17 protein-coding genes and 4 pseudogenes are annotated in these 23,934 nt (G+C 69.3%); 10 read left to right on the forward strand and 11 right to left on the reverse strand.

Annotation, left to right across the window (positions count from 1 at the left end; all coding sequences use genetic code 11):
- Positions 1-236: 236 nt before the first annotated feature.
- The gene (locus ACFP2T_RS36250; protein ID WP_377430015.1) at positions 237-1,310 is read right to left on the reverse strand and encodes a LacI family DNA-binding transcriptional regulator; all 1,074 of its coding nucleotides are present in this window, start codon (positions 1,308-1,310) and stop codon (positions 237-239) included.
- 1,137 nt (positions 1,311-2,447) lie between these two features.
- On the opposite strand from ACFP2T_RS36250, the gene ACFP2T_RS36255 reads away from it, so the two are divergent.
- Positions 2,448-2,780, forward strand: coding sequence for a TetR-like C-terminal domain-containing protein (locus ACFP2T_RS36255; RefSeq protein WP_377430062.1), 333 nt, complete (start codon positions 2,448-2,450; stop codon positions 2,778-2,780).
- A 250-nt stretch (positions 2,781-3,030) separates the two neighbouring features.
- Here the strand turns inward: ACFP2T_RS36255 and ACFP2T_RS36260 are convergent, their stop codons facing one another.
- The gene (locus ACFP2T_RS36260) at positions 3,031-4,020 is read right to left on the reverse strand and encodes a DUF5937 family protein (RefSeq protein ID WP_377430018.1); all 990 of its coding nucleotides are present in this window, start codon (positions 4,018-4,020) and stop codon (positions 3,031-3,033) included.
- 51 nt (positions 4,021-4,071) lie between these two features.
- On the opposite strand from ACFP2T_RS36260, the gene ACFP2T_RS36265 reads away from it, so the two are divergent.
- The 7 genes and pseudogenes from ACFP2T_RS36265 (at position 4,072) to ACFP2T_RS36295 (ending at position 14,936) form a co-directional block, all read left to right on the forward strand.
- Entirely contained in the window at positions 4,072-5,328 is a 1,257-nt protein-coding gene (locus ACFP2T_RS36265) for an MFS transporter (protein ID WP_377430020.1), read from the forward strand.
- A gap of 654 nt (positions 5,329-5,982) precedes the next feature.
- Positions 5,983-8,613, forward strand: a complete 2,631-nt coding sequence (locus ACFP2T_RS36270) for a LuxR C-terminal-related transcriptional regulator (protein WP_465264286.1) — start codon at positions 5,983-5,985, stop codon at positions 8,611-8,613.
- The gene (locus tag ACFP2T_RS36275; RefSeq protein ID WP_377430026.1) at positions 8,610-11,375 is read left to right on the forward strand and encodes an AAA family ATPase; all 2,766 of its coding nucleotides are present in this window, start codon (positions 8,610-8,612) and stop codon (positions 11,373-11,375) included. The genes ACFP2T_RS36270 and ACFP2T_RS36275 overlap by 4 nt, the downstream gene beginning before the upstream one ends.
- Before the next feature lie 245 nt (positions 11,376-11,620).
- Positions 11,621-12,352 (forward strand): annotated as a pseudogene (locus ACFP2T_RS36280) (alpha/beta hydrolase); the annotation flags it as partial.
- A complete protein-coding gene (locus tag ACFP2T_RS36285) occupies positions 12,274-13,329 on the forward strand; it encodes an alpha/beta fold hydrolase (RefSeq protein ID WP_377430064.1) in 1,056 nt (351 codons plus the stop codon). The pseudogene ACFP2T_RS36280 and the gene ACFP2T_RS36285, both read left to right, overlap by 79 nt.
- 1 nt (position 13,330) lies before the next feature.
- On the forward strand, positions 13,331-14,125 hold the full coding sequence (locus ACFP2T_RS36290; protein WP_377430029.1) for an alpha/beta hydrolase: 795 nt from the start codon (positions 13,331-13,333) through the stop codon (positions 14,123-14,125).
- A 7-nt stretch (positions 14,126-14,132) separates the two neighbouring features.
- Positions 14,133-14,936, forward strand: coding sequence for an MBL fold metallo-hydrolase (locus ACFP2T_RS36295; protein WP_377430032.1), 804 nt, complete (start codon positions 14,133-14,135; stop codon positions 14,934-14,936).
- 431 nt (positions 14,937-15,367) lie between these two features.
- On the opposite strand, the gene ACFP2T_RS36300 is transcribed toward ACFP2T_RS36295, so the two are convergent.
- The 8 genes and pseudogenes from ACFP2T_RS36300 to ACFP2T_RS36335 all read right to left on the reverse strand — a co-directional run bounded on the left by ACFP2T_RS36300 (position 15,368) and on the right by ACFP2T_RS36335 (position 20,309).
- Complete coding sequence (locus ACFP2T_RS36300; protein WP_377430034.1) at positions 15,368-16,288, reverse strand: integrase core domain-containing protein; 921 nt, start codon at positions 16,286-16,288, stop codon at positions 15,368-15,370.
- Positions 16,249-16,710 carry a helix-turn-helix domain-containing protein gene (locus ACFP2T_RS36305; RefSeq protein WP_377430036.1) on the reverse strand — a complete coding sequence of 154 codons (462 nt, stop codon included), beginning with the start codon at positions 16,708-16,710 and terminating at the stop codon, positions 16,249-16,251. The genes ACFP2T_RS36300 and ACFP2T_RS36305 overlap by 40 nt, the downstream gene beginning before the upstream one ends.
- A 34-nt stretch (positions 16,711-16,744) precedes the next feature.
- Entirely contained in the window at positions 16,745-17,263 is a 519-nt protein-coding gene (locus ACFP2T_RS36310) for a monooxygenase family protein (RefSeq protein ID WP_377430039.1), read from the reverse strand.
- A 137-nt stretch (positions 17,264-17,400) separates the two neighbouring features.
- Positions 17,401-17,643 (reverse strand): alpha/beta fold hydrolase, encoded by a 243-nt coding sequence (locus ACFP2T_RS36315; protein WP_377430042.1) that lies wholly within the window; start codon positions 17,641-17,643, stop codon positions 17,401-17,403.
- A 47-nt stretch (positions 17,644-17,690) separates the two neighbouring features.
- Positions 17,691-17,981 (reverse strand): annotated as a pseudogene (locus ACFP2T_RS36320) (integrase core domain-containing protein); the annotation flags it as partial.
- Positions 17,982-17,988: 7 nt separating this feature from the next.
- A pseudogene (locus tag ACFP2T_RS36325) lies at positions 17,989-19,379 on the reverse strand (IS30 family transposase).
- 181 nt (positions 19,380-19,560) lie between these two features.
- Positions 19,561-20,004: a hypothetical protein gene (locus ACFP2T_RS36330; RefSeq protein WP_377430045.1), complete on the reverse strand. Its 444-nt coding sequence runs from the start codon at positions 20,002-20,004 to the stop codon at positions 19,561-19,563.
- On the reverse strand, positions 20,001-20,309 hold the full coding sequence (locus tag ACFP2T_RS36335; protein WP_377430047.1) for a transposase: 309 nt from the start codon (positions 20,307-20,309) through the stop codon (positions 20,001-20,003). Before ACFP2T_RS36335 ends, ACFP2T_RS36330 begins: the two co-directional genes overlap by 4 nt.
- Between ACFP2T_RS36335 and ACFP2T_RS36340 the strand changes: the two genes are divergently transcribed.
- Positions 20,302-20,967 (forward strand): MmgE/PrpD family protein, encoded by a 666-nt coding sequence (locus ACFP2T_RS36340; protein ID WP_377430049.1) that lies wholly within the window; start codon positions 20,302-20,304, stop codon positions 20,965-20,967. The two genes, ACFP2T_RS36335 and ACFP2T_RS36340, sit on opposite strands and share 8 nt — an antisense overlap.
- A gap of 262 nt (positions 20,968-21,229) precedes the next feature.
- Here the strand turns inward: ACFP2T_RS36340 and ACFP2T_RS36345 are convergent, their stop codons facing one another.
- Positions 21,230-21,652, reverse strand: coding sequence for a DUF6223 family protein (locus ACFP2T_RS36345; protein ID WP_377430052.1), 423 nt, complete (start codon positions 21,650-21,652; stop codon positions 21,230-21,232).
- Between the two features lie 840 nt (positions 21,653-22,492).
- On the opposite strand from ACFP2T_RS36345, the pseudogene ACFP2T_RS36350 reads away from it, so the two are divergent.
- Positions 22,493-23,149: pseudogene (locus ACFP2T_RS36350) on the forward strand (response regulator).
- Positions 23,150-23,934: the final 785 nt, after the last annotated feature.

The raw sequence follows: 23,934 nt of genomic DNA on the forward strand, positions 1-23,934 counted from the left end.
TTCGCGGAATCGCAGAACGTTTCCGACACCGACTGGTGCGCTCGCCAGCCCGAACCCAGCGTGCACAGCGGAAGCGCAGGGGAGGCGGTGCCCATCCGCCTACGACATGCGGCCGTCGCGTGCGGCGTAACGCCCGCGCGTCAGGCCATTCATCGGCTCCATGAGCATCGTGCCTCAAGGCCGATCGACCGTCAACGATCGTTCGAAATCGAGAAAGATTAAATAACCGGCGCCGTTCAGCGTCGGCGGCGACGCACCGCCGGACGGGAGACCGCCGGCGGCGCGGTGCTGTCCCGCACGATGAGTGTGGTCGCCAGTTCGATCCGGTCGTGTTCTGGCTTGCGGCCATCGGCGAGGGCCAGGACCAGTTCCGCGGCAGTGGCGCCCATCTTCAACAAGGGCTGCCGCACCGTCGTCAACGCCGGGCCAACCCACTGCCCGAACGGAAGATCGTCGAAGCCGACCACGCTCAGCTCCTGCGGTATCCGCACGCCAGCGGCGCGGGCCGCCTCGTACACGCCAAGGGCCTGCAGATCGTTGGCGGCGAAGATCGCGGTCGGTGGGTCGGGAAGCGCCAGCAGGAAGTGCGCCTCGGCGAAGCCGCCTTCCACGTACAGCGGCGCCCTACGAATCAAGTCCGGGTCGAGGGACATACCGGCGGCGTCCGACCCGGCGCGGTATCCGTCCAGCCTCGCACGGCAGCACAGGAACTCGTCCGGCCCGTTGATCATGGCTATCCGGCGATGGCCGAGCTCCAACAAATGACGGGCGGCCACGAGGCCGCCGTTCCAGTTGGTCGCGCCGACGGAGGGGGTTTGATGTGCGGGCTCGCCGGATGGGTCCACGATCACCAGCGGAACCGCGCGGCTGGCCAACTGCCGTGACTGCAGTTCGGTGAGTCTGGCCGAGACCGCGACGACGCCGGCCGGCCGGCGGGCCAGAACATCCCGCGTCCACGCTTCGTCAGGGGTCAGGTGACCGCCCATCTCGCTGACCGCCACGGCCAGCCCGTGCGGCCGCACCACCTCCGATACGCCTCGAACAATCTCCAGCGCCCACAGGCTGTCCAGCGCCTGGAAGACGACCTCAACCACCGGGGTCGTAGGCTCGGACTGCTCTTGGCGCCGGTAGCCATGGTCCTGGATGACCTGCTCGATCCGCAGCCGCGTATCCGATGCAACGCCTCGACGCCCATTGAGCACCTTCGACACAGTGGGTGCGGAAACACCAGCCAGGTGGGCGATCCGCGCGACCGTCAATCCGCCTCGTCGCCGGCCGCTGTCAGGCACGTCGGGACCGGGAACGTTCACGACCGCAGCCTAGGCGACGAACTCGGCTGGACTGCGGGGCCCATGCCACCCGCAACAGACAAGCCGCGAAGCGGTGCGGCATCCGATCGTCCCGCCCTCGACGGCGGCCAACCGAGCCACGCGATCGCCACGACCTGTACACGCTGACGCCTCAGATTTACCCTCCGGCCATGACATGGATCTGGACTGCGCTCGTGATCGTCCTAGGCCTATCCATCGCCGCGATTCTGTATGTGGCGGCGCGACCATCACCGTTTGCCCTCGGCCGAGGACAGCTCGGCGAGCCGATTGGCCACTTCAGATGCAGCACGGCATGACGCCGACCGGCATGTCAAGAAGTTGGACAACGGCCCTGGTATCTGATGTGCGCGAGTGGCGGCATCTCGGGGTGAGGTGAAGCTGTGGCCCGTCCTCCGGCCGATGCCGGCCGGAGGCCGCCAGCAGGCCGAGCGCGGGCGGGCCGGCGCTGCGCTTGCGCGGCGCCATTGATAGGGAGAACGAACAACTCGGCAGTTGCCCCGAGTATCCGCTTGAAGCTTGACCAGCGGTCAAGAAGCGCCACCCGCTGCACCCCTTGACTGATCTTGGTCCCAGGCGAGCCGAAGGGCCGATCCCAGTCTCGGATCAACCCTCTGACCTGCGTCGGGACGGCCGGATTCGAACCGACGACCCCTTGTTACCAACAGTGACAGTCTGATGCTTGTCGCCAGTTGTCGATAACGCGCATTGACCTGCAAAGACGCCCTCTTGAGTAATTGCTCGTTATCATTGGTTGTCGCTCTCGAGCAGGGGTTTTCGGGGGGCGAGTTGATCACGTGAGCCGACGGATCGACCGTGACGCTGTTCGGAACAGGTCTGGTTTGGCCTGATAGCAGCAGCCGACTTCGGCTGCCCGGTCTGGTACGCAGGGATGGACGGCTCGATCGTTCGGGCGTCGTGCGATCGGGGCAAGTCTCCGACGGAGAGAAGGGGCCGGTGAACCCCGATTAAAGAGTGCCGGCCAGATCTCTGGCGGCTACGTTCCGTTACGGACATGCTCATTGGTGCACCCTTGTCTCACTCGAGCTGATGTTGGTTCGAGTGCACCGGTGACCGTCGGGCCATCACCCTGCTCGCTCGCGGCTACGCGCGCGGATCCTGGCGCAGGCGGCCTGGGCACAGGAACATGCCGGCCTCTACAAGGTGATGCACGAGAGCAAGGCCAGCCGACGTCCCGGCATGCCGTTCAAAGAGGTACTGCTGGCACGGACCGCGGCTGCCATACAGGAGTGCATGAATGCCGAAGCCGCCCCGCCTGGTGATCCACTCACCCTGGCGCTTGATCTCCGTGCCGCGGTGATCGGCATGCTCTCGCTACGGATCAACGAGCCCAACCTGCCGTGGCCACCCCTCGCGGAGCAGGTCGATCGATTTCTTACTAAGCTCGTCGGGCTCCCACCACCGACGCAGACTGACGACCGTGGTCTCTGATCAGCCGAGTCGCCACACCGATCGGCGCCGGCTTCCTGATCTGCCGCAGAGCACGCGCGGCAGCCGGCTGCGCACGGGGCACAGAGCGTGGCGGCGTACGGCTGACACGCGACGTCCGATCATGCCGACGAGCGGGTGCTCGATGGTTGTGGGCGTTCTCGGCGGCGGGCTGGAGTAGACATCCGAGCGACTTCCTGACGTCGTGGTCGGGACCGGGATTGTCTTGGTTACCAGGCGGTCTGCGTCCGGACTAGTCGCCGAGAAGTGTGTCGCCCCGCGCGGTGCGTACGTAGAAGACCAGTCGACCGGCCCGCTGCCGGGTGATCAGGCCCGCGGTCACGAGCCGCGAGAGGTGTGCCGAGACTCCGCTCGGGGCCAGCCCGGTACGGCGGGCCAGCGACGTCGTCGTCGACGGGGTCGTCAATTCGGCCAGCAGGGTCGCGCGGGCCTGGCCGAGGACGGGGGCGAGATCTGTCGCGGGTGGGTCGTTGAGCCACATCGACCCCACGCCCCGAGTGGGATACCGCAGCACCGGAGCCCAGGGCTCGGACGCCTTGACGAAGACGTTCGGCCAGGCGAACAGCGACGGCACGAGCACCAGGCCACGCCCGCCGAGTTCGTAGTGCAGGTCCAGGTTGGGCCGGTTCACCGATAGGACGTCGTCCGACCACGAGATCATGGGATCGAGTTCGGAGAACATCCGGTGCGGGCCCGCGTCGGCGAGTCGCCGTGCCCGGAACATCACGTCGCCTTCCAGGATGCCACGCATCCGCCCCCAGTACGGCGCCAGCGCGAGGTTCCAGTAGCTCCGCATCTGTTCCACGATCACGGGAAGGGTACGACGCGGCACGCGACGCAAATCTGACAGCGAGGCTGGCAGACGGTCGCCGTACACCGCCGTGAGTTCCGCGCGTACGACCACCGCTGGCGTCTTGCGGACCGCCGCGAACTCCGCCTCGGGCTCGGCCACGGGCGAGTGCGGCGCCGGCGCGAGGAAGCCCGGCAGCTTCCGTTCCGGCGCGATCACCAGGTCGTGCAGCTGCCGCAGGTCGGGTGCGGCCAGCACCGCGGCCCGGTGCCGGCTCACCCATGGCAGGTGCACGGCGTGCGCGCCGGGATCGCGCAGTACGCGCAGGCTCGCGACGACCTCCCAGGCGGGAGAGATCGCGAATCTGACACTCGCGAGATCGGCGAGGGACAACGACATTCGCAGCATCAGGTCGACCCCACGAGGATTCATCGTAGTCCGAATCGTTGGCGCGGGCAGGCGACCGATACCGAGGGTTCGGGCATGTCGATCCAGCACGCCCCCCGTCGTGAGCCCGACGCCCGGACCCTGCACCGCGACTTCACCCTCTACCTCGTCGCCGCCGTCGCGGCGAAATGGGGCTTCAACATCGCCAAGGTGGCCGTCCCGCTCGTCGCGATCACATCGCTCGGCGCTGGTCCGGGCACGGCGGGTGCACTGGCCGCTGCCGGCACCGCCCCCTTTCTGCTGCTCGGGTTGCCGGCGGGTGCGTGGCTCGACCGCGTCGCCCGTCGCCCGGTCATGATCGCCATGGATCTGGCCCGGTTCGCGCTGATCGGCTCGGTACCGGTTGCCGCCGCCTTGTCCGCCCTGACCATGACCCAGCTCTGGCTGGTGGTGTTCCTCAACGGCGTCGCGACCGTCTTCTTCGACGTCGCGATGCAGAGCCACCTGCCGGACCTTGTCGGCGGCGGCGGCCGACGCCTGATCGCCGCGAACGGGCGGCTCGGCATCGTGGAGCAGATGGCGTTGGTCGGCGGCCCCGCGCTGGCCGGCTGGGTGGTCGGCGTGTCCACAGCCTCGGCGGTGCTGATCGCGACGGCACTCGGCTACCTCTGGTCGGCGCTGTGGATCCGACGCATCCAGCGGCCGGAGCCACGCCGGGTCGAGGCCGTCCGACGCTCACTCGCGGCCGAGGTACGGGAGGGCCTGTCGTTCGTCCGGCACAACCGCACCCTGCGCGCGATCGCCGTCGCCGGAGCGCTCGTGAACTTCGCGACCGCGGGTACCGTCGCGATGCTGCCGCTCATCCTGGTCCAGGAACTGCACTGGTCGGAGAGCCAGCTAGGTCTCTTCCTCGGTGCCGGCGGCACCGGCGGCCTGCTCGGAGCGCTCTACGGAGAACGACTGTCGAGGCTTCTCGGTGCCGGCCGCTCGGTTCTCGTGATCGGGCTGGTGATCGCCCCAGTCTCCTTCGTGCTACCGCTCGTCGGTCAGGCCGTTCCCGGACCGGCCGCCGCGCTCGCCTGGGCACTCGTCATCTTCAAGGTCGGCTTCGACAGCGTGGTTCTGATGTCGTTCCGCCAGCACGTCACGCCGCCGCGGCTACTCGGACGCGTCAACGGCACCCTGCGCGTGATCTTCAGCGGCGCGCTCACCCTCGGCGCGGCCGCGGCGGCACTGGTCGGCGATCTCTCCGGTCCGCGTACCGCCACCTGGGTCGCCTGCGCCGCACTCGCGCTGGTGTGGGTGCCGATCCTGCACTCCCCGATGCGCCGGCAGACCCTCGACGGATCATGACCCCTTTGCCAACAACCCATACCGGATAAGATCACCCACCCACCACGCCGACCCGCGCACCACCTCGACCCGCCGTCCGGAACTGCCGAAGAGCGGATGCCGAGACGGATGATCATTGGTGTGATGTTTTGATCACTGTCAGTGCGGTGTGAGGGGTGTTGCGGCGTTGGGGTCCTGCGCCGGCTCTGCCGACCAGTGAGAGTTTGCGGTGCTTTGAGCTGCTTGGCAGTCAACCGGCGGAAGCGGCGGTCGCCTACTTGTGCATCGCGCGGACAGGATCGCGGATCCGGGAGCTGACGTGAAGCACGAGGACAACAGGAACGCTCAACGGACGCATTCTGCATCCTTGACGCTCTTGAAGTGCCGGCATTCGGCCTTCCGAGCGACTCATTCGGCCGGCCGCAATCTTGCAGAACGACTTCCTGCGGCAGTAATCCGGAGGCGGACAGCCGGTGCCGTTGGCTACTGGCCGTACGATGCTGACCGCCCATCCTCTGGCCTGTGACGGCTGCCGGGCCGGCTGCGGACTGCCTACACCGGTGGTCGGCGGTGCCGGGCACCGTGCGGCGTAATGCCGCTGGTGGGCGTGGGCAACTTCGGTGATACTGACGGTGCCTTCGGGCGCAGGTGCGACACGCGACGAGATAGGAAGAGATGGCAGCGGCACGACGGGCGGATCACGATCCGCCGGTTGCCACGCGAGCCGCGGTCCTGCGCGGGGTGGTGTCCTACCTGCGTAACCCATCATCGGCTGGCCTGTACCTGCGGGGAATGCCTGGCATCGGAGTGTCGACGGTGCTGTCGAGCGCGGCGGCCCGGACCCGCCGCCGCGGTCACCGGCTGATCATGATCAGTGCGTCACCCGCCGAGCGGGATGTGCCGTTCGCGGGTCTGCACCAAATGCTGCACGCGTGCCGGCGTCTGACCGCCGCCCGTCCGGCGATCGAGCTGTTGTCCGCCGCGGTCGGCGGCCGCGCTGTGCAGCCGGACGTGGTGGCAGCCACCGGGTCGTTGTTCGAGGCGATCGCGGCCGACGGGCCCGCGCTGATCGTGGTGGACAATGCGCACCGGCTGGATTCGCCGACGGCAGAGACGATGGCCGGGGCGCTCGAACGTGCACGGGTGGCCGGGCCGGCGATGCTGCTGGGCGGCCACGACGCGGGAGCAACCGCGTGGCCGGGGGTACCGGTGTGGACGCTGCCCGGACTGCCGGCGCCCGCGGCGCGGCGCCTGCTGCAGTCGCGGGCGCCCGCGTTGGACCGGTGGCTGGCCGACCGCATCCTCGACGAGGCGGACGGCCGGCCGCTCGCGTTGATCGAGCTGCCGACCGCCTGGGAGGGCCGTGCTGCGCCCGGCGCCGATCTGCTGGTGCCGCACGCACCGATGACCACGCGGCTGGCGCAGTCGCTGCTGGAGGAGACCAGGTCGCTGCCCGCCGGTGCGGGCAGGATCCTGCTGCTGGTCGCAGGCGGTCAACCGTGGCGGCCCGCACGTCTGGACGCCGCAGCGTGGGAACTGATCGGGTCGCCAGCCGCTGCACTGATCGGCTCGCTCACGACGGCGGGCTGGTTGACGGATGGTCCGGACGGAGTCCGACTGGCCGATCCGCTACTGGCTGCCGCGCTGATGCACACCGCGGCCGCCGATCAGATCCCGCGCATGGAGGATCCCCTGGGCTCCGGATACCACGGCGACCTGTCGACGGCGCTGACCAGTCCGGCCGATCACGCCCGGGCGCTGGAGCGTGCCCTAGCGCCGCTGCGGGCCGGGCAGCGTGGCGAGCGGGCTGGTCGTGGGCTCGTCGACGGGGCGACGATCGCCGCGGACGTCGGCCGGTTCGCGCTGGTCGCGCCCCTGCTCGACCAGCTACCGGAGCGAATCAACCCGGTCGACGCGGTCCGCCGGGACATTCTGCTGCGGAGCATCGACGACCCGGCGTGGGCAACGGTGTCGTCCGCGGAGTCCGTCTGCGCCGTCGCCGACACCTGCCGGGCTGCCGGCAACCCGGCCCTGGCGCTGGACCTGCTGGCAGGATTGGCCGCGACGATCACGTGGTCTGACACCGACGAGATAACGCGCCTGCGGTTGCTGGCGTCCCTGGACGAGCTCGACGATCACCAGAGTGATCCCCGCTGGCTGCTGGTGTGCGCGACCGCCGATCCCGCACGCGTCAACGGCACCCGGGCCGAGGCGGTTGCGCGCGGTCTCGCTGATGATCGCGGCCGATGGTGGGCGGGGTTGGCGATGCGGCGGCTGGGGCGCCTCGCCTCCGCCGCTGAAGTGCTGGGCGGCGTGGTGCTGTCGCTGATCGGGCAGCGTCGTTTCGGGCTTGTCGTCCCAGCGGCGGCGGCCTTGGCCGACGTCCAGTTGCTCCTCGGCCGGTGGGACGCCGCGCAGGAGCAACTGCGGTTCGCCGGCGCGGCGGCAGAACGCACGGGCCAGCCGGTGTGGCGGGCCTACCTGCACGCCACAACGGCGCTGCTGCACGCCGCCCGTGGCCAGTTCGGCGCCGCTCGCAGCTGCGCCGAATCGGCTGAACGGGTGCTCGGTGACCGACCGGTCCGGCCGGTGCGGTTACGGGTGGCGGCCGCCCGCGGCACGGCGTTCATGGGGGAGGGACGTCTCGCCGAGGCGTGTGTCGAGATGGAGCCGATGCTGCGCAGCCCTGGCGTGCGCGCGTACACGGTCGATTTCACGGTCGTGGCGACGCTGTATGCCGAGGCGGCCGGCCAGGGCGCTCCACGGCCGGAAGGGGCGGCCGTGCTGGCGGCGGCGCAGGAGACGCTGCGCGGCAACCCGTCACACGACGGCGACGCTCACCTGAGGTACCTGACGATCCTGCTGCAACCTCCGCCGGACGTCGAGACGGCCTGGATCGACCTGCTCGATCGGGCCGAGCAGCTGCCGTGGCTTCAGGCGCGGGCCCGCCTGCATTACGGATCATGGCTGCGGCGTCAGCAGCGAGTGACCGAGGCGCGGGGACAGTTGCACCACGCCGGGGCGGTCTTCAAGGCGTTGGGTGCCGGAGCCTGGTCCGAACGCACCGCCCGGGAACTTCGCGCCGCCGGTACGGCCGCGCCGGACGATCGGCCGCTGAGCGGGCTGCTATCGCCGCAAGAACTCACGGTGGTCCAGCTTGCCGCCACCGGCCTGTCCAACCGTGAGATCGGCGCGCGCCTCGAGCTGTCGCCGCGGACCGTCGGGTCACACCTGGCCCGGGCGTTCCCGAAGCTGGCCGTTAGCTCACGCCATCAACTGCCCGCCCGGTTGCAGGAGCTGACATGACCGCAGCGACCGAGCCGGCAGGCGGCTCCAAACTGTTCGGCCGTGACCGTGAACTCGGCATCGTGGACAGGCTGCTGGCCGACGTGCACCACGGCGGTGGTTCGCTGCTGCTGCGCGGCGAGGCCGGAGTCGGCAAGTCGGCCCTGCTGGAGAAGGCCGTCGACTTCGCCCGGCGCCGAGGGCATCTGGTGCTGACTGCGGCCGGCACCGAGGGAGACGTCGTGCCCTTCGTCAGCCTGCGCCGGCTGCTGCCCGCACCGCTGGTGGAGTCAGCCGACCTGCCGCCCGCCCACCGTGCGGCGCTGGTGGCGGCCATCAGCGGAGACGACCCCACCGGTGTGCCCGAGCCTTTCCTCGTCGGGATGGCGGCACTGGCCGTCATCACCGACGCACCCGAGGACCGGCCAATCACCCTCATCATTGATGACGCGCACTGGCTGGACGCACAGTCCCGGGCCGTGGTCGCGTTCCTCGGGCGGCGGCTCGCCGCCGACCCCGTGCTGCTGATCCTGGCCACCAGGCCGGTCCACGACCCCGACGACGTGGTGGACGCCACCACCATCCTCACGGTGCCGCCGCTGCCCGACGAGGCGGCCAACGCGCTGCTCGACACCGTCGCATCACACCTGGATCCCTCCACCCGCAACCGGATCCTGCAGGCGGCGCGCGGTAACCCGCTCGCGTTGACACAGCTACCCCGCACCTGGGCCCACGCGATGCCGGCGGCCTCGCCGGCCACCGCGGCCCTGCCCGTCGGCGACCACATCCGGTCGAGCTTCGCCGGCAGCTACCAGCGGCTGCCCACCGCCAGCCGGGACATCCTGCTGCTGGCCGCCCTGGATGAGCATGCATCGGTGCCGCAGGTTCTGACGGCCGCGCGCCTGCTCAGCAGGCTGCCGGTGACCACCGACGCGCTGGGCCCGGGCGCCGCCGCAGGCATGATCACAGTGACCCCGGCAGAGGTCGCGTTCCGTCATCCTCTGGTCCGGGCCGCCGTCATCGCATCGGAGAACACCGAACGTGTGCAGGCCGGGCACCGTGCCCTGGCGGCCGCCCTGGCGCCCGCGAACCCGCGCCGGGCCCTGGCCCACCGGGCGCTCGCGGCGCCCGCCAGCGACGACGGTCTCGCCGACGAACTGGCCGCAGCCGCCGAGGCCGGCCACCGGCGGGCCGAGACGAGCACCGCGATCTGGCTGATGGATCAGGCCGCCCGCCTCACCGCGCAGCCCGCAGTCCGCGGGCACCGGTCGTTGATCGCCGCTACCTGGGCATACGAGCACGGTGACCGCAGAGCTGTCGACCGGCTGCTCGCTGCGGCGTCCGCCGAACCCCTCACCACGCTCGACCGCATCCGTGCCTCGTGGCTGGCCGAGATTTTCACCGGCAGCGGCACCGACGACGTCGGCCGCATCCTGGAGCTGCACCGCGACGTCGAGGTCGCGTGGCGGGAAGGCGACCACGAACTGGCCTGGAACGTGCTCATGTCGCTCGCGTCCCGCTGCTACTGGACGCGGCCGGACGAGCCGACCCGGCGGCTGCTGGCCACCACCGCGCAGGCGCTGCCCGTCGCCGGATCCGAACACCGCCTGGTCTTCGCCCTGTCCGGCATCGATCAGGTCAGCTACACCGCCCGCATCCTCGCCGAATGCCAGCGGGCACGCCACCGAGACATCACCGACGCCAACGCGTTGCGCATGTACGCCATGGGCGCCGTCGTCGTCGGTGACGCGCTGCTCGGACGGGCCTTCGCCGACCAGGCCGAACGCCTCCTGCGCGCCCAAGGCCGGCTCGGGCTGCTGCCCCACCTGCTGCTCACCAGCATTCAGACCGACTGGTTCATCGGGCACTGGGACCGCGCCCGCACCGCGCTGGCCGAGGGTGGCCGGCTCGCCGAGGAAACCGGCCAGCCGACCTGGCACAACTCCGCGCGCCTCAACGAGGCCCGCCTGGCCGCGCTGACCGGCGAGCACGACAACCTCGACGAGACACTGACCCAGATCGAGGCCGACGCGGTCCGCCACGGGACCACCAGCTTCCTGCCCCGCACCCAGATCGTCCGCGGCACCGCCCTGGTCGCCGCCGGCGCATACGAAGACGGATTCGACGCCCTGCAGCGGGTCTTCGACCCGCACAATCCACTCCACGACGCCCGCAGCGCGTTCCCCGGCGTGATGTTCCTCGCCGACGCCGCCGTCCCCACCGGCCGTGGCCCGCTGGCCCGGCAGCTCATCGCCGGCATCCGCAACCAGCTCGGCACGAACCCTCCGGCCGACTTCCGGGTCGTCGACGCCTACGCCCAGGCCGTCCTCTCCGACGACGACCAGGCCGAGGAACGCTACCTAGACGCCCTCCACGGCGAGGCCACGGACTGGCCGTGGGTCCTGGCTCAACTGCGGCTCGCATACGGCACCTGGCTGCGCCGCCAACGCCGCGACAGCGACGCCGTGCCGCAACTGCAGATGGCCCTCGCCAAACTGTCCCGCATGGGTGCCACGCCCTGGGCCGCACGAGCGCAGCAACAGCTGCGCGCCGCCGGAGGACACGCCGCCCCCGGCGAAGTCACGCCCCGGCAGGCACTCACCCCCCAAGAACTGCAGATCGCCGGCCTCGCCGCAGCCGGCCTGTCCAACCGCGAAATTGGCGAGCAGCTGTTCATGTCCCCGCGCACGGTCGGATCCCACCTGTACCGGATCTTCCCGAAGCTGCACATCACCTCCCGCAGCCAGCTCGCCGCCCTCCTGAACCCAGCACCACACAGCTGACTCGACCGGCTCAGACCGAGCAACACGCAGGGCCGCCCCCCGAGCACCGTGGCAGCCGCGCCCTCGGCTGCGCATCCGCAGTCATTTGACGCAGGACCGCATCGGCCATGCCGCCGTAACGTTCCGGCACGGCCGCCACCGAAGCCGCGGCCGGCACCAACAGCCTCGACGCTCACCAGCGCGTGAGCCGATGCCACCTGCCCACCGCCAGTGATGCACCATTTCCTGGAAGGAAACCAGCGCTCATGCCTTCACTGTCCCGCCGCACAATCCTGACCGGCTCCGCAGCACTCGCCGCTGCCAGCGTCGTCACCGCGGCAACCCCGCAAGCCGCCAGCGCCCGCCCGGCCTCCGGCCCGAAGCCGACCATCGTGCTCGTACACGGCGCCTTCGCCGACGCCTCCGGCTGGAACGACGTCGCCGGCCGGCTAATCCGCGACGGCTACCCCGTTCTGGCACCGGCCAACCCGCTGCGCGGCCTCGCCCCCGATTCCGCGTATCTGGCCAGCATCCTGGCGACAATCAACGGCCCGATCGTCCTCGTCGGCCACTCCTACGGCGGCGTCATCATCACCAACGCCGCCACAGGCAACCCGAACATCAAGGAGCTCGTCTACGTCGCGGCGTTTGCGCCGGACGCCGGCGACACGGTGCTGGGGCTGCAGACGATGTTCCCCGGCACGAAGCTCAACGAGGCACGACTGATCTTCCGGCCGTATCTGCTGCCGGACGGCAAGCCCAGCGCCGACGGCTACGTCAAGGCCGACGTGTTCCGCGATATCTTCGCCGGTGACCTGCCCCGCTCGACGACCGCCGTCATGGCGGCCACCCAGCGGCCCGGCGACGTGCACACCTTGGAGCAGGCGTCCGGCGCGCCAGCCTGGAAGCAGATTCGGTCCTGGTACCTCGTCGCCCGCAACGACAACCTCATCCCCGCGGCCGCCCAGCGGTACATGGCGCAGCGGGCTGGCGCCCGCGTCGTGGAGGCCCGCACCTCACACGTCGCGATGATGTCGCAGCCGCAGCTCACCGCCGACCTCATCACGCTCGCCGCCCGGTCGAGCGCCCCCTGAGCACCGCTCGACCCGTCGTTGACATCGATCCCGGAAAGGACACCACGATGCCCTTCGTCACCACCGCCGACGGCACCGACATCTTCTACAAGGACTGGGGTTCCGGGCGCCCGGTCGTGCTCGCGCACGGCTGGCCGCTGAACTCCGACAGCTGGGAGGCCCAGCAGCTGTTCCTCGCCGGCAACGGCTACAGGGCGGTCGCCCACGACCGGCGCGGGCACGGCCGCTCCACCCAGACCTGGGGCGGCAACGAGATGGACACCTACGCCGACGACCTCGCCGCGCTGATCGAGCACCTGGACCTGCGCGAGGTGACGCTCGTCGGGTTCTCCACCGGCGGCGGCGAGATCACCCGCTACATCGGACGGCACGGCACGGCGCGCATTGCTCAGGCGGTGCTGGTCTCGGCCGTACCTCCGCTGATGGTCTTGCAGGAGGACAACCCGGGTGGCGTTCCGGTGGCGGTCTTCGACGGCATCCGCGCCGGATCGGCCGTCGACCGGTCCCAGCTCTACAAGGACCTCGCGGACGGGCCGTTCTTCGGTAACAACCGGCCGGGCAGCGAGATCTCGCAGGGCATCCGGGACGCGTTCTGGCTGCAGTCGATGGCCGCCGGGCACCGCAACGCCTACGAGTCCATCGCCGCGTTCTCCGCCACCGACTTCCGCGACGACCTCGCCCGCTTCGACATCCCGACGCTCGTCATCCACGGCGACGACGACCAGGTGGTGCCGTTCGAGGTCGGCGGCAAGGCCTCGGCGGCGCTGGTCAAGGAGGCCGAGCTGATCGTCTATCCCGGCGCGCCGCACGGCATCACCGACACCCACAAGCAGCAACTCGGCGATGACCTGCTGGCCTTCCTCAACACCTACGGAGGCTGACATGGCACCGGACACCATCGTGCTCGTCCACGGATTCTGGGTCACCCCGCGCAGCTGGGAACACTGGATCACCCACTACGAGAACAAGGGCTTCCGAGTGCTCGCGCCGGGCTATCCCGGGTTCGAGGTGGAGGTCGAGGCGCTCAACGCCAATCCGAACATCATCACCGCGGTCACCGTACCCGCGATCATCGACAAGATCGAAGCCGAGATCAAAGCCCTGGCCAAGCCGCCGATCATCGTCGGCCACTCGGCCGGCGGCGCGTTCACCCAGATCCTGCTCGACCACGGCTACGGCGCCGTCGGCGTCGCCCTGAACTCCGCACCCACCGAGGGCGTCAAGGTCGTGCCGCTCTCCCAGGTGAAGTCGACCTTCCCGGTGCTGAAGTCACCGGTGAACCGGCACAAGGCCGTCGGCCTGTCGCTGGAGGAGTGGAAGTACGCCTTCACCAACACGTTCACCGACGAGGAGTCGAAGGCGCTCTACGAGCGCTACCACATCCCGGCCAACGGCGGCATCCTCTGGGGCAGCGTGCTGGCCAACTTCCAGCCCGGACACCAGGACACCTGGGTCGACTACCACAACGACAACCGGGCACCGCTGCTTTTCGTCTCCGGCAGCGAGGACCACATCATGCCCCCGGCCATCCAGCGCTCCAACGCCAAGCACTACAAATCCAACACCATCACCGAACACATCGAGTACGAGGGATACGCCCACCTGCTGCCCGCGCAGAAGGGCTGGGAGAAGATCGCCGACACCATCCTCGACTGGGCACTGCGCCACGCCCGATGACGACCCGATGAACCCGGCACCGCAGGTCGCCATCACCCAAATCGGCGGCCCAACCGTCCTCATCGAAATCGGCGGCTGGCGGCTGCTGACCGACCCGACCTTCGACCCGCCCGGCCGCCGGTACCGCTTCGGCTGGGGCACCTCGTCGCGGAAACTGACCGGGCCCGCGGTGACCCCGCAGGCGCTCGGCCGCATCCACGCGATCCTGCTCACCCACGACCACCACAGCGACAACCTCGACGACCTCGGCCGGGCACTGCTGCCCGCCGCGGACACCGTACTCACCACCGAAACCGGCGCCGGACGGCTCGGCAGCAACGCGACCGGCCTGCCGCCATGGACCACCACCACCCTCAGTGCCGAGGGACGACCCACCATCATCATCACCGCAACCCCCTGCCGGCACGGCCCGCCCCTGAGCAGACCAATCGTCGGGGACACCATCGGATTCGCACTGCCCTGGGACGGCCAACACCACGGCCAACTCTGGATCTCCGGCGACACCGTCCTCCACCAAGGCACACGCCACGTCGCAGAACGACTCCGCATCGGCACCGCCCTGCTCCACCTCGGCGGCGTCCGATTCCCCATCACCGGCCCCATCCGCAACACGATGACCGGCCGTAAGGCCGTCGAACTCTGCCAGGCCATCCGGCCCCACACCGTCATCCCGTCCACTACGAAGGATGGCGGCACTTCCGGCAACCCCGGCCCGCCATCGAACGCGAGTTCGCTCACGCTGCCGCCGACATCCGACGCAGCATCCGATGGCTCGACAGCGGCGTCAGAACCGACATCACGACCTGAATGAACCAACCCGGCGGGCCCGCAGGCGCTCACCGACGCGCCAGCGGGACCGCCGCCGCCTGCACAAAGTCGTTCTACGGATGAGGTCGCTCAGCGGAAGTCGCAGTCGGGTCCGGGTGCAGGGTCGAGCAGTTGCAGACTGCATGGTGGGCTTGTCAGCGATTCCCCGCAGTGCCGGCAGACGATCTTATGGTGCCCGCCGCAGCAGCAGACCCAATCATGCTGCGGAGCCGTCGCCGAGCCCCACCGAACCGGTGGCCCGCCGGGCACACCTGCGGCAGGCCGCCGCGCAACTCCCGCCGCGACTCGCCCCGCACTCCCGTGGATTCCGGGTCGGCCCGCCCCGCATCACCAGATACCGCAGATGCGCGGGCCGCTCCACCCGGCTAGTTGATTCAGGCAGCCCTGTATCTGCCGAAATGTCATCCAGGCAGGTCAGGCGGCATGTTCGTACTCGTGGATGATGCCGGCGAGGCGGTCACGTCGGTGGATGTTCAGGCGGGCGATCCGGTCCGGGGCGGTGATCGGTTCGGGTAGCGGGGCGAGTGGCCGGGCGTTGGCGACGCCCTGATGAGGCCTGTGTTCGTTGTAGAAGACCTCGTACTCGCGGAGCGCGTGTAGTAGATGTCGCTGGTTGAGGATCAGTGTCCGGTCGAGGAGTTCACGTCGGCAGGTCCGTACCCAGCGTTCCATGATCGCGTTCATCCGGGGTATCCGGACGCCTGTGTGCACCACGGTGATGTCGGCGTCGGCGAGCACCCGGTCGATCAGGGCCGGGTATTTGCTGTCCCGGTCGCGGATCAGGTATTTCACCGGGCGTCCCGCGTCTTCGAGGTCCATGACCAGATTTCGGGCGATCTGGGTCACCCAGGCTGCGGTGGGATGTGTGGTGGCGCTGAGGATCCGGATGCGGCGGGTGGCGTGTTCGATGACCGCCGGGACGTAGAGGCGGGCGCCGGTCAGGGTGCTCGTTTCGAAGAAGTCGGCGGCGATGACGGTCTGCGCCTGGGATCGTAGGAACACCGCCCACGTGCTGCTGGTGCGCTGAGGTGCCGGATCGATTCCGGCATCCTTCAGGATCTCCCAGACGGTGGAGGCGGCGACCTTGACGCCCAGGACGAGCGGTTCGCCGTGGATGCGGCGGTATCCCCAGGTGGTGTTTTCCGAGGCCAGGCGCAGGACGAGCCGACGGATGGACCGGACTGTTCGTGATCGCCCGACTTGGTGGGGGCGGGAACGTCTGGCGTGTCGGCGGGCGATCAGGTCCCGGTGCCAGTGCAGCACCGTCTCGGGGCGGACCAGTAGCCGCAGGTGGTTCAGTGCGGTTCGCGGCAACGGGTGCAGCAGGGCGGCCAACCATGCCCGGTCCGCCGAGGTGAATTGGACCCGGTCGCCGTGCAGTTGTCGTTCGAGGACCGTGATCTGGTGCTCGACCAGTGCGTGGCGTTACGCGGCGTCGACTCCAACATCTCCACGATCACCCGTTCCACCTCGGCGTCACCGACCCGCCGTGGCCGACCAGGCCGAGGCTCGTCATACAACCCATCAACCCGATGAACGACGAACCGTGCCCGCCACGTGCCCACCGTCGGCAACGAAACACCAAGCAGTCGTGACACCTCACTGTTCGACAGACCCTGGGCACAAGCCAGGATGATCCGCGCCCGCGTCGCCAACGCCTGCGCCGTTGACCGCCTACGCGTCAACGTCTCCAACGCGTCCCGCTCCACACCCGTCAACTCCAGCAGAGCCAACTTCGGCCCACGACCATCACCCATACCAGAACTAACAGGAAACTACGGACTCAGGACCCTAGTGCCCGGTCCCGGGGGTGTAGAGGTCGTCCTCGGTGACGACCGGGGCGAGGTCGTCCTCCGGGCGGCCGACCCGCGCGGCCGAGCCGAACATCGCGCCGCGGGCCGGGTGCACCGGGGCGAAGGATGCGAAGCCGCGGCGCTGCGGGATGTCGTCGTAGACCGCCTCCATGCCGCCGCGCAGCAGGTAGGTCTCGTGCCAGAAGCCGGTGCCGCCGCTGTCGCGAAGGAAGTCGCGCCACCACAGGCGGTGCGGCTCGGAGCGGGCCCAGGTCAGCAGCGCGGGCAGGTCCCGCCAGTACTGGCGGATGCCGAGGTGCATGGGGAACAACGACCAGAGGAGCGGCTCGTGCGCGAGCAGCCCCTCCGGCTTGTCGTCCGACCGGCCGATTCGCGGGCCGCGGGCCATCAGGGTGCGCAGGCCGTAGAGCCGGTTGACGCGCATACCCAGATAGACCACCACCAGGTCGGGATAGGACGACAGGTCGACGGTCTCTCGATTGACGCGGCTCGACATCGCCGGATCTCCTTCAGGTCAGGATCCTCCGATGGTAAGGCCGCGCACCGACCATCTACTTGATGCGCACCGGCGAATGGCGTGGAGGATCGCGCGGCGTGCCCATACTGAGCTTGTCGACCTCGGCGACGCGCCGGTTACGTCGCCGGCGACACGCTCCTGATCCGTTCCAGGATGTACGCGGCCAGTTTGTCCGGCACCTGTTCGGGGATCCAGTGTGAAACGCCTTCGAGCACCTTGAAGTCGAACGGGTCCGTCACCCACCGGCTGGTCAGCTGCGCGGCACGGTGACCGATGGCGGCATCGTCCGTGCTCCAGACATACGTCGTCGGGACGGTGATCGCGCCGGCCCTGCCTCCGATCGAGATGTCCAGAGGCATGGCGCGGTACCAGCGGGGTCTGCTGCACCGATAGGTGACAGTTTCGGTCACGCGGCCTGACTGGCCGGTGGGGTCGTGATGGCTTCGTACTCGATAGGGGTCAACCGGGACAGAGAGTGTTGTCGTCGGCGGCGGTGGTAGGTCCGTTCGATCCAGGTCACGATCGCGGTCCTCAGTTGCTGGCGGGTGGTCCAGGTCCGCCGGTCGAGGACGTTGTTCTGTAGTAGGCCGAAGAACGATTCCATGGCGGCGTTGTCGCCGGCGGCGCCGACTCTGCCCATCGACCCGATCATGTGATGCTGGTGCAGGGCATGGATGAGCTTGCGGCTGCGGAACTGCCTGGGGTCAACCGGTCGTTGCAACGCCTGCTGGTTGGAGCAACCGTAACTGCTCGTCGATTGCCTCGGCGGGCGTTTTCCAGTCGAGGACTTTGCGGGGTCTGTTGTTGATCGCTGTCTGGACGGCGAGGAGGTCGTCGAGGTCCCAGCGGGACAGATCGGTGCCCTTGGGGAAGTACTGGCGCAGCAGACCGTTGGTGTTCTCGTTCGTGCCGCGTTGCCAGGGCGAGTGTGGGTCGGCGAAGTAGACCGCAATGCCGGTGTCAATCTTGAATTGGGCATGTGCGGAGAGTTCCTTGCCGCGGTCCCAGGTCAGGGATCGCAGCAGTTCCTCGGGCATGGCGGTCATCGTCGACTGGAGTGCGTCCTTCATCGCGATGGCGCCGTAGCCGCCGAGGGCGGGCCCGTTCTTGACCGGCGGGACCGTTCCGTAGCCTTCGAGGCGGGCGAGATGGACCAGGAGCGTGTATCGGCTGGTGCGCTCGACGACGGTGCCGACGGCGGAGCGGCTCAGCCCGATTATGAGGTCGCCTTCCCAGTGACCGGGGACCGCTCGGTCTTCGACCTCGGCGGGTCGTTTGCTCAGGACGACATCGGCGGTGACGTGCCCTTGCGGCCTGTTTCGCGAGCGTTCGCGGGGCTTGCGCAGCGCCCGGCCGGTCCGCAGGCAGGCCACCAGCTCACGCTTGAGCGCGCCGCGTCCTTGGATGTAGAGCGCCCGGTAGATCGCCTCGTGGCTGATGCGCATCTCCTCATCGTCAGGGAAGTCAACGACCAGCCGTCGACTAATCTGCTCCGGGCTCCAGGCCGTCGCCCAGCGGCGGTCTGCGCGGTGCGGCTTGTTCAGCCCTTTCCAGGTCGTCGGGGGGCCGGCGGCAACTGTCCCGTCGGGACGGCGCAGCTGCCCGCTCAGCCGTGTCTGCACGTACTCCTCCAGCCGCGGGTTGCTCGCCAGTTCGCCGGCTTGGGTCGCCGCGCGGCGACCTGCGCCTTCCACTGCGCCACGGTGGCCCGGTACTCGCGCTTGCCGCTGCGGGTTGCGGCGTTGCGCCGCAGCTCGCGCGAGATCGTGCCCGGGTCTCGCTTGAGCTCCCGGGCGATCGCGCGGACACCTTGCCCCTGCGCCTTGAGCAGAGCAATCTCCTCGCGCTCGGAGAACGACAGGTAACGGCCGGAGGGCTCGGCCAGGCTCAACGGCGGCATGCCGCCAGCGTGACAAAACCAGCGCACCGCAACGGGCGTCGACACACCGGGATCGAGCGCCGCCTCTTCAGTGCGCTTGCCCTGCGCGATCAGCCGCCAGAACGCGCGCTCCACATGCCGTGCCGGCATCGGCCTCCCCGGCGAACGCATCGCGGGCCGCAACGCCCGATCCGCCTGCTGCTGACGTCGTGCCATCGAACACCTCCGCGATCACGAGGCGTTGCGACGACCAGTTGAATTCGCCCTGCGACCCGCGGTCGGTGTGGAGCACGCAGCCGGCCAATGGGCCGCGTCGGGCTACGGCGTTGCGCAACGCGTTGACGGCCAGCCGGGACTTCATCCGCGAGTCGATGGAGTAAGCGACGATCCGGTTCGATCACACGTCCTTGATCGCGCACAGGTAGAGCTTGCCCTCGCCGGTGCGGTGTTCGGTGATGTCGGCCAGCCACAACCGGTTCGGGCCCTCGGCGCTGAAGTCTCGTTTCACGAGGTCGTCATGAACCGGCGGACCGACCTTGCCACCCTTGCCGCGTCTCTTGCGCTTGCCGAAGGCGCTCCACCAGCCGTTGTCCGAGCAGATCTTCCACGCGGTGCGCTCAGCCATCGCCTGTCCGGCGGTGCGGGCCTCATCGACCAGGAACAGGTACCCGAACTCCGGGTCATCGCGGTGAGCGTCCACCAGGGCGTTCGCGCGGTAAGCGGCAACGAGTTCGCCGTTACCGATGGGCCGGGCGAGCCACCTGTAGTAGGGCTGACGAGCGACCTTCAATACCCGGCACGTCACCGCCACGGGGATTCCGTCGGCGGCCAGCTCGCTCACGAGCGGGTAGAGCCTTTTCCCGGCAGGTTCGCCTGTGACAGGTACGCCGTGGCCCGACGCAGGACCTCGTTCTCCTGCTCCAGCAGCTTGATCCGCTTGCGGGCCTCGCGTAGCTCGGCTGACTCACTGCCGCTGACAGACGGTTTGACTCCAGCGTCAACGTCAGCCTGGCGCAGCCACTTGAACAACGTCATCGGATGGCCCCCGAAGTCCTTCGCGATCTGCTCGACCGTCACGCCCGGATCACGGTCACGGGCCACCCGTACGACATCATCGCGGAACTCACGAGGGTAGGGCTTGGGCACACAACATCCTTCCAGCCCGCCACCAGGGCAAGCTATCTCGGATGCCACCTATCGGTGCAGCAGACCCCTTCCCTGGGTTGCGGGGCGGCTAGCGAGCTGGGCGAACGGCCTGCGCTTCGAGGATCTGCCCACCGAGGTTGTCGAGCGGACCGAGCAGCTGATCCTCGACCAACTCGGGGTGCAGGTACTCGGCACGATCCTGCCCAACGTGCAGCCGGTGCGCCAGCTCGCCGCGTCCGTGGCGGGCGCACCGGAGAGCACCGTGACCGGTGGCGACCGGAAGACCAGCGCGGCGCAGGCCGCGTACGTCAACGGCACCCTCGGCCACAGCTGTGAATACGACGACGCGCACGCCGTCGCCTGGCACACCTCCTCGGCCGTGGTGCCTGCCGCGTTGGCGCTCGCCGAGCGTGACGGCGCCGACGGCCGCGAGCTAGTCCCCGCAGTGGTCGCCGGTGCCCAGGTGATGGCGCTGCTGGGCGCGGCGACCACCGGTGGCATGGTGGCAACCGGCGGGCACGGCTCCAAGGTGCTCGGCGTGTTCAGCGCGACCCCGGGTGACGATGGCCGACTTCGAGTACACCTGGGACAGCTTTGCCGACGTTCGAGCCTGCTTGAGGCCGTCCGCGACGCTCTGATCGCGTTGCTGGCGGCCTGAGCTACGAGCCGCGCTGGCCACCATCACCCACCATGTCCACAGCTACGCCACCAACTCCCGCCTCCCCAGCACCGCGAAGAGTCTGTCGAGCCGAACGCAGTGCGGCAGCCACCCGAGCATGGGGCTGGGGCGGGCGCGTACGGCGCGCTGGAACTTGCTGGGGCGGTCTTCAAGCGGACCCGAACGCGCGCTCGTATTCGCTGCGGTCAGCCGGTCAGCCGGTCAGCCGGTCAGCCGGTCAGCCGGTCAACCGGTCAGCCGGTCAGCCGGTGCGGCGGGAGCGGCGGGAGCGGGCCAGAGCCAGCCAGCTGAGGGCCGCGGCGATCAGCCCCAGCACTAGGGCCAGGTAGCCACCGGCGATCCCGTTGCCGGTGCCGAGACCACCGTCGGCGGTGACCACCACCAGCCCGCCGTTGACCAAGCCGATCAGCCCCGCAGCCAGGGCCACGATGGCCCCCCTTCCCCTGTTGCCGATCCGACCGGTGGGTCGGGCCAGAGCCAGCCCGCCGATGACCAGGCCAGCCAGCGCCAGTAGCGCGGCCCCGCTGCCCCAGATTCGGTCGGCGGTCCAGCCGTAAACAGTGGCGTCGGGCTCGGCCACGACGTGCGCGGCCGCTGGTGTGGCGAGCACGAAGACTCCGAGCAGGGCGGCTGTGGCGGTGGCGAGCAGGTGACGGACGGACATGAGGTGCTCCTTCTCCTCGCAGGATTGGTTGTCGTCTGATCCTGTCCGCCGGACCCGCCAGCTGTCGTCCTGCTGACGCGGGCACTTCCCGCTGCCCTAAGCGGCGCATCCTGCTGCCGCGTCTGCCGCAGAAGCCGGGAAGGTACCGTGGGTGCGGTAGGCGCTGATCCTCCGCGCGCACGAGTCGCCCGGGCGGAATCCAATTAGGGTGCGCGCATCGGGACGGATCGGTGTCGGAGACTGGGCGACCGCCGCTGGCGTTGCGGCGCTCCTGCTGGTCACCGGGCTATCCGGGCAGCACTCCGCCACCACTCTCGACCTGCTCGGCTACGTACTGCTGACGGCCGGCGGCCTGGCGCTGGCCGCGCGCCGCCGCGCGCCGGTTCCCGTGCCGGCCGTCACCGGGCTGTGCGCGGTGGGTCACCAGGCGGCCGGTTTCGACGTGCCTGCCGTCGCGGACCTGTTGGGCTGTACCGCCGTGCGGGCGGGATACCGCACCATCACGGTGGCGGCGAGCGCGCTCATGCTGGCCGCTCTCCCCTCGCACCATGGCCTCGGGTCTGCACGACACGGGCGAGGCGTTCGCGCAGGCCCGGGGTGTCCTCGAGCTGGCCTGGCTGATCGCCACCGGTGCGGCGGGTGAAGCCCTGCGACAGGCCGAACCCCGGGCGGATGAGGTCGAGCGCACCTGCGAGGAGACCGCGCGGCGCCGCGCCAACGAGGAGCGGCTGCACATCGCACGGGAACTGCACAACACCGCCCTCGGAGGCACCTCCGCGCGGAACCACGCAGCGGGGGCGGCTTCACCGTCCAAGCCGAACTTTCCGTGCATCAAACGTCATGATCCGTGTCCTGCTGGTCGACGACCAGCCACTCATCCGCAGCGGATTCCGCGCGCTCCTCGACATCGAGGACGACATCGAGGTGGTGGCCGAGGCCGCCGACGGCAGCGGGGGCCTGGCGCTGGCCAAGGAACACCTGCCCGACGTCGCGCTTATCGACATCCGGATGCCCGTCATCGACGGCATCGAGGCGACCCGGCGCATCGCCGCGGACCCGACCCTGGCCCGGGTACACGTCGTCATTCTGGCCAACTACGGCTTGGACGAATACGTCTTCAACGCGCTGTGCGCCGGCGCCGCCGGGTTCCTCGTCAAGGACATCTAGCCGGAAGACTTCCTTCACGCCGTACGCGTCGCCGCGCGCGGCCACGCCCTGCTCGCACCGTCGATCACCCGCAAGCTGATCAACCGGTACGTCACCCAGCCGCTCCATCCGGACACCGACATGGTGCTGAAAGAACTGACCAACCGCGAACGCGAGGCCGTCGCCCTGGTCGCGCAGGGCCTGTCCAACGACCAGCTCGCCGACCGCATGGTGATCAGCCCGATGACTACGAAAGCCCGCATCAACCGCGCCATGACCAAGCTCCACGCCCGCGACCAGCTCGTAGTCCTCGCCTACGAATCCAACCTGGTAGCCCCGCTCAACTCCTGACACCCAGGGTCCGGGCGCGGGCCAGCCCGCCGATGACCCTCTTACCGAACGCCCCCGCAAGCTTCGCAAGCTGTCCTTCGTCTTCAAGATCTCATTGGCCCTGCGCAGATCAGCGGTCTCTTTTCGGAGCCGGCGCAGTTCCTCGGCCCCGGCGGTGGTGGGCTGGTCGAAACGCTCGCCGCAGCCGACGAGTACGAGATTGCCTGGCACACAAAGAACATCTATACGCCCAAGCCCATGAACACCACCCATCAGCAGGCTCTAGCCTGCTAACAAACCCTCCGCGTTACCGCGGGAACCTCAGGGGGAGGGCACGGCACGCTGTGCGGACCGGCGGTAGCTCAGAGAGCCGGGGGAGGCTCCGGCCCGGCAGAGCGGGCGGCTCACGACCTTCCGCCCCGTCCCCGGGTCGACCATGATCGCCGTACGGAATGGGGGACACCCGGTGCCGTCACCGAGTGTCCCGGCCCGGCTCTCGCCTGGCGAACGCTCGCCGGTACGACCGCACAACGGCATGCCGCCGGGAAACCACACCGAGGCTGACTCGACGCAGCGTGACCGGCGCGCCGATTCGCCAGCGCGTGCGAACGGCGGCAGATCAGTGCGTCGTTGGGCGGTCGCTCGGTCAGCCCGCGAGGGAGTCCAAGTCGGTGAAGAAGTCCGGGTAAGTCTCGGATATGCAACCGGAGCCGAGGATCTCGATACCAGGCACTCGTAGCCCGAGCAGACGTGATCGAAGGGGGCGGTGTACTTGCCGTCGCGGTCGCGGAGCAGGAATCGGAACC

The organism is Plantactinospora solaniradicis (assembly GCF_042658085.1).
GTDB lineage: Bacteria > Actinomycetota > Actinomycetes > Mycobacteriales > Micromonosporaceae > Plantactinospora > Plantactinospora solaniradicis.

Coding starts and splice junctions, on each gene's coding strand:
- ACFP2T_RS36260 (WP_377430018.1), bottom strand. CDS start 4,020: ATGAATCCTCGTGGGGTCGACCTGATGCTGCGAATGTCGTTGTCCCTC.
- ACFP2T_RS36265 (WP_377430020.1), top strand. CDS start 4,072: ATGTCGATCCAGCACGCCCCCCGTCGTGAGCCCGACGCCCGGACCCTG.
- ACFP2T_RS36270 (WP_465264286.1), top strand. CDS start 5,983: ATGGCAGCGGCACGACGGGCGGATCACGATCCGCCGGTTGCCACGCGA.
- ACFP2T_RS36275 (WP_377430026.1), top strand. CDS start 8,610: ATGACCGCAGCGACCGAGCCGGCAGGCGGCTCCAAACTGTTCGGCCGT.
- ACFP2T_RS36290 (WP_377430029.1), top strand. CDS start 13,331: ATGGCACCGGACACCATCGTGCTCGTCCACGGATTCTGGGTCACCCCG.
- ACFP2T_RS36295 (WP_377430032.1), top strand. CDS start 14,133: ATGAACCCGGCACCGCAGGTCGCCATCACCCAAATCGGCGGCCCAACC.
- ACFP2T_RS36305 (WP_377430036.1), bottom strand. CDS start 16,710: ATGGGTGATGGTCGTGGGCCGAAGTTGGCTCTGCTGGAGTTGACGGGT.
- ACFP2T_RS36310 (WP_377430039.1), bottom strand. CDS start 17,263: ATGTCGAGCCGCGTCAATCGAGAGACCGTCGACCTGTCGTCCTATCCC.
- ACFP2T_RS36315 (WP_377430042.1), bottom strand. CDS start 17,643: ATGCCTCTGGACATCTCGATCGGAGGCAGGGCCGGCGCGATCACCGTC.
- ACFP2T_RS36345 (WP_377430052.1), bottom strand. CDS start 21,652: ATGTCCGTCCGTCACCTGCTCGCCACCGCCACAGCCGCCCTGCTCGGA.